Origin of the sequence: Mycobacterium sp., from assembly GCF_049683935.1 — a bacterium.
Lineage (GTDB): Bacteria > Actinomycetota > Actinomycetes > Mycobacteriales > Mycobacteriaceae > Mycobacterium.
The window spans coordinates 1-7,430 of record NZ_JBAUJR010000428.1 but is presented as its reverse complement, the minus strand read 5'-3'; the positions used below and the strand labels follow the sequence as shown (position 1 = coordinate 7,430).

Sequence of the window (7,430 nt, the reverse complement as noted above, 5' to 3'; positions counted from 1 at the left end):
CGCACCGGCAGGCCGGTGCTTTCCGCGACGCGCGCCACGATCGGGAAGTGCCGCCACGCGGCGATGTTGACCGGGCTGACGGTGCCGCCGGGCAGGTCCACCGGACCCGCCGATGCGATTCCCACCGCCGTCACCGTCCCGTCGGCCTCCGCCCGCATGTCAGAGAGCAGCGACTCGGCCACGCTCCACACCGTCTCGGCATCACCGTCCGGAGTGGGGCGTTGCGCGCGGACGACAAGCCTGCCGTCGGCATCAACGAGACCCGCGGCGATCTTCGTCCCGCCGATGTCGAGTGCCAGAATTCGGTCGGCCATCAGTGCCTGTGGGTGTTGTCGGGTTGCCGGGGATCACCGGGGTGTTCGTACCCGTCGGCGAGCACGACCACCTCGGCGCATCGCGCATCCAGCCAACGGCGGTACTCGCGGCGCCGGGCTGCTGCAAGCAGATGCCCGGTGATCGCGGATCGCACCTCCTCGAGATCAACACCCGCGAGAGCGCCGCTCCAGCCATCGTCGGTCATCGGGCGGGCGGCAAACCGAAACGGGTTGCGGCAGTGGTAGTCCCGCACCTGAGCATCGCTGACCGTCACGGCCGCGGTGACGCGCGCGAATACGGCACGGCCCGCGGGTTCGGCCAGCGTGCCCGCCGCCACACTGCCGATCTCCAACCGGGCGACGTCATCGGGCAACGGATCCGTCTCGGGCGGAATGTCGTGGCCGACGTCGAACGCTCCCGCCTCAGCAGCCACCACCCGCTCCGCCACCAGCACCTGGGTGATCCAACGCCGAAACTGTCGGGCCTCACCGGTCCCCGCACGTGGAAGTGCGTGCGCCCGATCGCCGGCACGCAGCGCTCGTTCCCGGGCGTCCACGTCGGCGACGGTCACCACGTCGTCGCCCACGGTGGCCGCCAACCGGCTACTCATCGGTACACCCGAACCGGGACTGCCGGCGAATACACCAACTCACCCGCGCATGCGATGCGGATCAACGCCCACCACTGCCCCGGTTCCACCCACACCGGCGGCGCGACGTCGAACACCAGATCGACGGTGCCCCGCGCCGGCAGGACATCACCGATGATGTTGGGTCCCAACCATTCCCATGTTCCCCACGGCGAAATCGCGTGCGCTTCCACCGCGAGGTCGGCATGGGCGTCGGTGCCGACGGTGACGCGCAAATGCGCCACGTCGCCCGCTTTGACGTCGACCCCGACGGGCTCGGTCATCATGCGCAGCAGTGCGTCGTCGTGGCGGCCGAGCGATATCACGCAGACATCCTCGACTGTCTGGTGCCACGAGGCGGGAATGGCGCCGCCGGTGGCAGCCAACTCGGCACGCACCGGATACAGACCGGCCGCTGCGGTCTCAGGTACCGCCACCTCGACGGTGGACTCGAGGTACTCACCCGGCGGAAGCACGAACGGCAGTTCGGCCATTCCGATCTCCCAGTCAGGCGGTGCCACCAGTCGCACCCTGCCGTGCAGCGCGGTGTCGGTGGCGTCGCTGGCCGCCGTCAGACGCAGCGGAACCACTGCACCGGCCTGGACCTCCATCCGGTGCGGATGCAGGTGAGCCACGGCGGGCAGCCCGCCGAGCGGGGCGGGTCCACGATTGTGCAGCCAGTACCTGGCGTAGAGCGGCTGGGCGGGCTCGGCGTCGGGCGCCAGGTTCACCTGGTCGGCGTCGAGCACCCGGGGAAGATTCAGTTGTGTTCGTAGGGTGGCGATTTCGTATCCGTGCATCGAGACGGTGTCGGATTCGCCGACAAGCGGTTGCTCGATCAGGTCGAGCCTTTTCGGTGACGAGATGTTGCGCAGCCCGGATTGCACCGTCACCTCGGCGTAACGGCCCATCGTCTCGACGAGTCGGACGGTGATCCCGTCACCCGCGTCGACGTGGCGAGCGCTGCCACCGGCCGTCGGGTTACCCACCGGCTTGAGCGCTCCGATGCTGACGACACGCTCCGGTTCGACCGACAGCAGCGACCCCCAGGTGGGCAGTCCGCCGAAAGTCGGATCGTGGCGGGCGATGACGGGCTGAAGTGCGTGGTTGAATTCCGCGCTGCGGGAGGGCATGTCGATGTCGCGCCAGTCCCCCTCCCCCGCGACCACCGCGTAGTCGAAGGTGTGGGTCCAGTGCTGCAGCTGGAAGTTCGAACCGTCGGGGGCGGTACGTCGAGGCGGGTCGATCCAGATACCCGACGGCCAGCCTGTGCAGGACCGCAGCAGCGACGCGTGCAGGGTCCCGTCGGTGTCGACGGCGAATCCGGGCACGCCGCGGTTGATCACCGCGACGGTGCGCGATTCGAATTCCGCCACGCTGCCCATCGCGTCCTGGTCGACGGAGATCTCGGCGTCGGCGAGATCATCGATCAGCGCCGTGAGCGCGGATCCCACGTCGCCGTCGGCCCCGACGACCAGCACCGGCAGTGCGGCCGGGTCACGCAGGTCGGCACCTGGCATCCAGACGTCCCGCAGCGGTCCGGCAGCCGCGATCCACATTCGGGATGCACGGTCTCGTTCTCCGAGAACCGTTGCGGTGAAGGAATTGTCATCCGCGGTGCCCACGCTGATCCGCACGTCGGGAAGATTCGAGTCGACCGCGAGGTCGCCGTAGCGTGGCGAGTCGGCGGTGCTGCGAGTGGCGGTGACCCCTGCTCGGGCAAGCGCCACCATCAGGTCGCGGATCAGTGCGTCGGTTGCCGGGTCGGCGTGGGCGGGGGCCACCACCTCGGCCACCGATACGGCCCGTACCTCGCCGCCGCGGAAGCGCACCCGCACCGCGGATGACACGCCGAACCAGCCGTAGGCGGGGTTGTCCAGCGTGTGCGGGAAGACCGCGGTGTCGACGGCGTCTGTCGAACCCGGTTCGTGCAGCAAGCCGAACCCACGCCCGATCACGGCGTTGCCGACCTCGCTGACCGGCATGGCCCCGGGCACCGGACAGGGCCACCGCAGCCGCAGCAGGCGGTCCGCACCGGAGAAGTCGTCGACAGTGGTCCGGCAGTCCACCCGGTCGACCTCCCGCCACAGCGTCAGGGTCTGGGTGTAGCGCAGCAGACCGGGGATCTCGCCGGTGACGATCAACCGCTCTCCCAAACCGCAGCGGTAGCCGCGCACCGACGTCGCCGGTGTCTGCGCCGACGTGGTGACCGGACCTCTGGACAGCAGATGCCACGGCCCCTCCCCTGCGGTGGGATGGGCGGGGTACTCGTCGTACACGGCGAGCTCATTGCCCACCCGGCCGGCCGCGATGAGTTCGTGCCCCGCCGTGACCATCGAACTCACGCCGCCGCCGCGCGATTCGTCGACTCGGAGTCGGTAGTGCTCGTTGGCGATCTCGTTGCCCTCCAACGGCACCCATGAGTCGGATCCGCCGCTGGGCGCCATCCGGTAGGAGCGCCAGCCCAGCGACGGCACGTCGCGGGCCAGCCAGGTGATCGAATGCCCGCCGTGTTCGGACAGCAGCGCGACCTCGTTTCCGTCGGCGTCGAGCAGCCGACCCGGGAACGGCTCGTCAAGATGGAGGGTGACGACATCGGAGCGGCTGTGCCCCAACGGGTTCCATACCACCACCGACGCGTCGACCGCTCGCGATATCAACGCGAGCGCACGGTCTCTCGCGTCGCTTCCCAGCTGCCAGGCGTCTCGCCAACCGGTGAGCAGGTCCAGGTAGACCTGGTCGGATTCCGATCCGGTGATGGCGTCGTGGTGGGCACCGTAGGCGAGTTGCACCCATGCTTTCGCCAGAGCGGCCTCGGGATAGGTGGCACCGCTCAACAACCCGGCGAACGATGCGAACCGCTCGGCCTGCAGAACGGCGTCCTCGGCGGCCCGGTTGGCCTGCTTGGTGTCGATGTAGGACACGTCCTTGCCGGTGTAGATCGGGTTCATGTCCCGGGTCTGCGGCGACGGTGTGGTCCCGCGCGTCTGAAGTTCATCGCGCACCGCGGTGAAGAACTCGCTGGGCACCGCGCAGACGAATCGCGGCCAGGTGTAGCGGGAGTTCCAGTCGCGGTGGATGTCGGTGACCCATTTGTTCGGCGGGGTGTAGTCGGTGCCGACGGGCAGCAGCACGTTGCGGGTCAGCGCAACCTTCTTCATCTTCGCGAACAACTCGTAGGTGGCGGTCTCGGCCTCCTGTAGTGACGCCGAGGAGTCCATCCACCAGCCCGCCGCGTAGTGGGCGGGCATGTAGTGGGTGAGAAGACCGCGCCCGGACGGCGCTATCCATTCGAATTCGCTGGCGAACTGCATGCGCCCGGCGTCGCCCTCGCGCCCGTGCTCGGAGGCCATCGGGCCCCACTGGTGGTGCGGCCCCCGTGCCCAGGAACTCGACGTCAGACCCGCATCGGCGGCCATGCCCGGGAACTGCGGATCGTGCCCGAAGACGTCGAGTTGCCACGCCGTCGCCGGGTCGGCACCCATCACGTCACGCTGAAACCCGATGCCGTGCACAAAGTTCCGGATCGCCGTTTCGGGACCGGTGAGGTTGGTGTTGGGCTCGTTGTAGGTGCCGCCCATGATCTCGACACGACCCTCGGCGATCAGCCTGCGCAGGTCTGCGCGGTCCTCCGGGTGGGTGTCCCAGAACGGTTTGAGGTAGTCGACCTCGGCGAGGACGAACTTGTACTCCGCCTCGCGCCTGGCCATTTCGAGGTGTGCGCTGACGAGTTCGAAACCGTTGGTCTGCCGCGCCTTGCCGGGAGGCTCCTCGGTCCAGACGCTGGTGTAGGCCGCCTGGGTGTTCCACCAGACGGGGTCGTAGTGGAAGTGACTGACCATGAACATGGTCCAACCGGGCTCGGCGACGGTGAAGTCGAAGTCGAGAGAGCTCCCACCTGCGACCGCCCGCGCCGGCCGCCGCTGTCCGACCTCCGGGTCGAGGACGCGGACGGCGACCTCCACCGGCGCCCCACCGGGTTCCGCGACGGCCTCGTCGATGCTCTGCAATCCGGGCCCCTCGATGCGCACCGGCGTGGCGGCCGAACCGCCCCGGTGGGACACCCGGACGAGCTGAAGCGGTTCGTGGGCCGGCCCGGTGAACAGTTCGGTCGACTCGGCCGCAAGCACCTCGATGGGCATTCCCCGATCTTTCCGTACCGCGCGCACGCGGCCTTGCACTCGACACGCCGGGCGTTACCGCACGGCGCGTGCGATCCGTTCGGCGACCACGCGGACCGCGTCGACGACCTCCGGCGGCTCCAGCACCTCGAAGTCGCAACCCGGCAGCGCCAGCCACGGCACCATCCGTTCGGGGTCGTCGGCTCCGGTGGTGACGATACAGGCGTTGGGTCCGTCGGCCTCGATTTCCACCGATGCGGCCGAAAATGTCTGAGCGACAACATCTTGTGCCGCGAAATAGCGCACCTTCGCGATGTAGGGATAGGGCGCCGACGCGATCGCGCGGCGCACATAGGTGGCCGCGTCCGGGGCGTCGCGCGCAACGAACGTGCTTCCCTGCGCCCGGACGTCGGACATCCGGTCCAGTCGCAGGCTCCGCCAGTCGTGGCGGTCGCGATCGAAACACAGCAGATACCAGCGGCGCCCGGTCGTCACGAGCTGGTAGGGCTCCAACCGCCGTTGGGTGGCGGTGCCGCGGATGTCGACGTACCCGGCAGCGACGTGTTCATGGTCCCGACTCGCACGGGCGAGCGTCATCAGCACATCCGGGTCGACCGGTGTGTCGGTTGCGGCACTCAGCGTCACCGTGGCGTCGTGTACGGCGGACACCTGCGATCGCATCCTCGAGGGCATCACCTGGTCGAGCTTGCTCAGCGCGCGCAGCGCCGACTCTCCGATGCCGGCGACACTGCCACCGGCGGCCACGCGCAGGCACACTGCCATCGCGACGGCCTCGTCGGGATCGAGGAGCAGCGGCGGCAGCGCGGCCCCGGCGCCGAGTTGGTAGCCGCCGCCGTGCCCGGTGCTGGCATGCACCGGGTAACCCAGCTCCCGCAGCCGATCGACGTCGCGGCGGACGCTTCGGGTGGTCACCCGGAGCCTCTCGGCGAGTTCCTGGCCGCTCCACACGCGGCGGGACTGCAACAGGCCCAGCAGTTGCAGCACCCGACCTGTGGTTTCGGACATACCGTCGAGTCTGCCGCACTTTGCGGACAGAAACTGTCCTCAATCGGTGCAATGGTGTGTTCATGAGCAACGCACTCGCTCCTCACCTGGCAGAACAGCTCGACTTCCACTGGCGCATGCAACTACGACCGCGCCTAATAGGACTGACCGACGACGAATACTTCTGGGCGCCGGTGCCCGATTGCTGGACCGTGCATCCCGACGGCCGCATCGACTTCGACTATCCGCCGCCTCAACCCGAGCCGGTCACCACCATCGCCTGGCGACTGGCGCATGTGATCGTCGGCGTGCTGGCGATGCGGAACCACTCCCACTTCGGCGGCCCACCCGCCGACTACGACTCCTGGGATTACGCCACCGACGCCGGCACCGCCCTCGACCAGCTCGACGACGCCTACCGACTGTGGCGAGACGGGGTGCTGGGTCTCGACGACGCAGACCTCGCCAGGCCGTGCGGACCGGCGGAGGGCCCGTACGCCGAGGAGCCGATGACAACACTCGTGCTGCACATCAACCGCGAGGTGATCCACCACGGAGCCGAGATCGCCTTGCTCCGTGACTTCTACACCCACACCCACAAGGAGAACTGACCGATGCCCGCCATGCCCCCTCCCATCGCCGACGAGCGTGCCGGACTCAAGGAGTACATCGCCGCGCAGCAGTACGCCTTCCACGCGATCGCCTTCGGGCTCACCGACGAGCAGGCCCGCTCCGCGCCGTCGGTCAGTGCGTTGTCCATCGGCGGGTTGATCAAGCACGTCACCAACTGCCAGCGCGGATGGATGGAGCGGGTCGCCGCCGCGCCCGAGCTCACCGAGAGCGACACGCGGCCGATGACCGATCAGGCCGCGGATTACCAGGACGAGTTCGTCATGGGCGAGGACGAGACACTCGCCGGCATTCTCGCCGAATTCGACAAGCAGAACGCCGAGACGCTGCGGCTGATCGATGCGGCGGACCTCGGCGCGGCGGTACCGATCCCGCAGCACGTGCCGTGGTTTCCGAAGGACGTGGCGGCCTGGTCGGTGCGCTGGGTGATCTTCCACCTGATCGAGGAGCTGGCCCGGCATGCCGGCCAGGGTGACATCGTTCGCGAAACCATCGACGGCGCAACTCTTTACGAGCTGCTCGCCGGCCTCGAGGGCTGGCCCGAGACGGACTGGCTCAAGCCGTGGAAGCCGGCAGAAGCCTCCTAGGCCACCCCCAACCCGCCGAAACGGTATTCCACGCGCCAAAAACCCACGAAAGACCGCACACAACGCAATCTCGGCGAACAGGGGAAGGGCGAGTCAGCGGAGCACGAACTGCAGCGCGTACTCCACCACGGCATCGAGGTCGTC

6 protein-coding genes are annotated in these 7,430 nt (G+C 68.5%); 2 read left to right on the top strand and 4 right to left on the bottom strand.

The window, feature by feature from the left end; genetic code table 11:
• The 4 genes from WA965_RS24040 to WA965_RS24025 all read right to left on the bottom strand — a co-directional run.
• On the bottom strand, positions 1-314 hold a 314-nt coding region (locus tag WA965_RS24040; RefSeq protein ID WP_526448151.1), incomplete at its 3' end, for an ROK family protein.
• Positions 314-925 carry a DUF7158 domain-containing protein gene (locus WA965_RS24035; RefSeq protein ID WP_526296954.1) on the bottom strand — a complete coding sequence of 204 codons (612 nt, stop codon included), beginning with the start codon at positions 923-925 and terminating at the stop codon, positions 314-316. The genes WA965_RS24040 and WA965_RS24035, both read right to left, overlap by 1 nt.
• Entirely contained in the window at positions 922-5,085 is a 4,164-nt protein-coding gene (locus tag WA965_RS24030; protein WP_526296952.1) for a glycoside hydrolase family 38 N-terminal domain-containing protein, read from the bottom strand. Before WA965_RS24030 ends, WA965_RS24035 begins: the two co-directional genes overlap by 4 nt.
• A 54-nt stretch (positions 5,086-5,139) precedes the next feature.
• Complete coding sequence (locus WA965_RS24025) at positions 5,140-6,090, bottom strand: helix-turn-helix transcriptional regulator (RefSeq protein ID WP_526448150.1); 951 nt, start codon at positions 6,088-6,090, stop codon at positions 5,140-5,142.
• Positions 6,091-6,152: 62 nt separating this feature from the next.
• On the opposite strand from WA965_RS24025, the gene WA965_RS24020 reads away from it, so the two are divergent.
• Positions 6,153-6,680: a DinB family protein gene (locus WA965_RS24020; protein WP_526296948.1), complete on the top strand. Its 528-nt coding sequence runs from the start codon at positions 6,153-6,155 to the stop codon at positions 6,678-6,680.
• Between the two features lie 3 nt (positions 6,681-6,683).
• The gene (locus WA965_RS24015; RefSeq protein ID WP_526296946.1) at positions 6,684-7,286 is read left to right on the top strand and encodes a DinB family protein; all 603 of its coding nucleotides are present in this window, start codon (positions 6,684-6,686) and stop codon (positions 7,284-7,286) included.
• Positions 7,287-7,430: the final 144 nt, after the last annotated feature.

Excerpts from the sequence above, each read along its gene's own strand:
- WA965_RS24035 (WP_526296954.1), bottom strand. The coding sequence starts at position 925 with ATGAGTAGCCGGTTGGCGGCCACCGTGGGCGACGACGTGGTGACCGTC.
- WA965_RS24030 (WP_526296952.1), bottom strand. The coding sequence starts at position 5,085 with ATGCCCATCGAGGTGCTTGCGGCCGAGTCGACCGAACTGTTCACCGGG.
- WA965_RS24025 (WP_526448150.1), bottom strand. The coding sequence starts at position 6,090 with ATGTCCGAAACCACAGGTCGGGTGCTGCAACTGCTGGGCCTGTTGCAG.
- WA965_RS24020 (WP_526296948.1), top strand. The coding sequence starts at position 6,153 with ATGAGCAACGCACTCGCTCCTCACCTGGCAGAACAGCTCGACTTCCAC.
- WA965_RS24015 (WP_526296946.1), top strand. The coding sequence starts at position 6,684 with ATGCCCGCCATGCCCCCTCCCATCGCCGACGAGCGTGCCGGACTCAAG.